Raw genomic sequence first — 3053 nt, 5'->3', positions numbered from 1 at the left:
TTGCCTGGCAACGTCCTATTTTCGCTCCTTGGAACTATCTTCGGCGCTGAAGTGCTTAACTGCTGTGTTCGGGATGGGAACAGGTGTTTCCACTTCGCCATCGTCACCAGACATCTCTCAAAACTAGATAAATTCTGCTTAAATCATGAATTGTATAAAATAGGTTAAGTCCTCGACCTATTAGTACTGGTCAGCTTCATATGTCACCATACTTCCACACCCAGCCTATCAACCTCGTAGTCTTCAAGGGGTCTTACTAAATTGGGAGATCTCATCTTAAGGTGGGCTTCACGCTTAGATGCTTTCAGCGTTTATCCCTTCCATACATAGCTACCCAGCTGTGGCCCTGGCAGGCCAACTGGTACACCAGTGGTATGTCCACCCCGGTCTTCTCATACTAGGGGCAGCTCCCTTCAAATCTCCAACGCCCACGACGGATAGAGACCGAACTGTCTCACGACGTTCTGAACCCAGCTCGCGTGCCGCTTTAATGGGCGAACAGCCCAACCCTTGGAACCTTCTCCAGCTCCAGGATGCGACGAGCCGACATCGAGGTGCCAAACCGCTTCGTCGCTGTGAACGCTTGGAAGCGATAAGCCTGTTATCCCCAGGGTAGCTTTTATCCGTTGAGTCACGGCCCTTCCATGCGGTACCGTAAGATCACTAAACCCGACTTTCGTCCCTGCTCGACTTGTTGGTCTCGCAGTCAAGCACCCTTATGCTTTTGCGCTCTACGAATGATTTCCAACCATTCTGAGGGTACCTTTGGGCGCCTCCGTTACTCTTTGGGAGGCGACCGCCCCAGTCAAACTGCCCACCAGACACTGTTCCCCCTGATCCACTCAGGCGGGTTAGACATCAGATGCACGAAGGGTGGTATCCAAAGGGCGACTCCTCCAAAACTAGCGTTCTAGATTCTCAGTCTCCCACCTATCCTGTACATCTTACACCCAATGTCAATATCAAGCTACAGTAAAGCTCCATGGGGTCTTTTCGTCCTGTCGCGGGTAGCCGGCGTTTTCACCGGCAGCTTGATTTCACCGAGTCCCTTGTTGAGACAGTGCCCAAATCGTTACGCCTTTCGTGCGGGTCGGAACTTACCCGACAAGGAATTTCGCTACCTTAGGACCGTTATAGTTACGGCCGCCGTTTACTGGGACTTCAATTCAATGCTTCGTTGCCTAACATCTCCTCTTAATCTTCCAGCACCGGGCAGGCGTCACCCCCTATACTTCACCTTACGGTTTTGCAGAGAGCTATGTTTTTGATAAACAGTCGCTTGGGCCTATTCTCTGCGACTTTTCTTTTTCATTAAAAGTCCTCCTTATCCCGAAGTTACGGAGTCATTTTGCCGAGTTCCTTAACAAGGGTTTTCTCGCGCGTCTTAGTATTCTCTACCCACCCACCTGTGTCGGTTTACGGTACGGGTAGTTAGTAAATTAACCCTAGAAGCTTTTCTTGAAAGTTTGACGTCATCATCCTTTACCTACCGGATCTCAGTCTTAATGATGTGCGGATTTGCCTACACATCAACCTCGATCCCTTGTCCCCAATCCACTAAAGGGGCGGATGTTAGCCTGCTTTGTCACTCCATCAGTTTACTAACTAGTGCAGGAATCTCTACCTGCTATCCATCGGCTACGCTTTTCAGCCTCACCTTAGGCCCCGACTTACCCAGGGCGGACGAACCTTCCCCTGGAAACCTTGGGTTTTCGACGGATAGGATTCTCACCTATCTTTTCGTTACTTACACCGGCATTCTCACTTCCAACCACTCCACATGTCCTTCCGATCATGCTTCACCGCTGTTGGAACGCTCCCCTACCACTGATAATAAATTATCAATCCGCAGATTCGGTATGATGCTTAGCCCCGGTACATTTTCGGCGCAGATTCACTCGACTAGTGAGCTTTTACGCACTCTTTAAAGGATGGCTGCTTCTAAGCCAACCTCCTAGTTGTTTGTGCATCTCCACTTCCTTTTCCACTTAGCATCAATTTTGGGACCTTATCTGGCGGTCTGGGCTCTTTCCCTTTTGACCACGAACCTTATCACCCGTAGTCTGACTGCTAGCCAACATTTTATGACATTCGGAGTTTGATTGGGCTCAGTACCCCGAGGTGGGGCCATCACACATTCAGTGCTCTACCTTCATAAAACTTATTACGCTAACGCTAGCCCTAAAGCTATTTCGGGGAGAACCAGCTATCTCTGGGTTCGATTGGAATTTCACCCCTAGCCACAAGTCATCCAAGCACTTTTTAACGTACCCTGGTTCGGTCCTCCATTTGGTCTTACCCAAACTTCAACCTGCTCATGGCTAGCTCACCCAGTTTCGGGTCTACAGCACCTGACTTAACGCCCTATTCAGACTCGCTTTCGCTTCGGCTCCGCTCCTTAAAGCTTAACCTTGCCAGATACCGTAACTCGCCGGTTCATTCTACAAAAGGCATGCCATCACTCATTAACGAGCTCTGACTAATTGTAAGCACACAGTTTCAGGTTCTCTTTCACTCCCCTCCCGGGGTTCTTTTCACCTTTCCCTCACGGTACTGGTTCACTATCGGTCACTAAGGAGTATTTAGCCTTATGAGATGGTCCTCACATCTTCCGACAAGATTCCTCGTGTCTCGCCGTACTTTTCAACACCCTAGTCTTTATCTTTTCAAATACAGGACTCTCACCTTCTTTGGTTGGCTTTCCCACGCCATTCTTTTAAAATAAAGTTTTGTAACTATTCTGGTGTTAGGCTCCTCCGCGTTCGCTCGTCGCTACTAGCAGAATCGTTGTTACTTTCTTTTCCTGCAGGTACTTAGATATTTCAGTTCCCTGCGTTTCCCCTCCTACCACAAGTGTAGGATACCATGTCTTCCACATGGTGGGTTTCCCCATTCGGATTCCCACGGATCGTCGCGTACTTACTGCTCCCCGTGGCGTTTCGCCGTTAGTTGCGTCCTTCTTCGGCTCTTAGTGCCTAGGCATTCACTGTGTGCCCTTTATTCCTTAACCTTACAATTCATTTTTGACAGAATTTATCTACTTTTCAAAGATC

General features: G+C 48.9%; 2 rRNA genes. Both read right to left on the bottom strand.

What is annotated here, in order from left to right:
• Nucleotides 1-2 precede the first annotated feature (2 nt).
• A 5S ribosomal RNA gene (gene rrf, locus QJ521_RS09485) occupies nucleotides 3-111 on the bottom strand.
• Between the two features lie 49 nt (nucleotides 112-160).
• Nucleotides 161-3010, bottom strand: a 23S ribosomal RNA gene (locus tag QJ521_RS09480).
• Between the last annotated feature and the right edge of the window lie 43 nt (nucleotides 3011-3053).

The sequence above is a fragment of the Peloplasma aerotolerans genome, assembly GCF_030012175.1.
Taxonomy (GTDB): Bacteria; Bacillota_I; Bacilli_A; order Acholeplasmatales; family Acholeplasmataceae; genus Peloplasma; species Peloplasma aerotolerans.
This window is presented reverse-complemented; position numbering and strand designations above follow the sequence as displayed.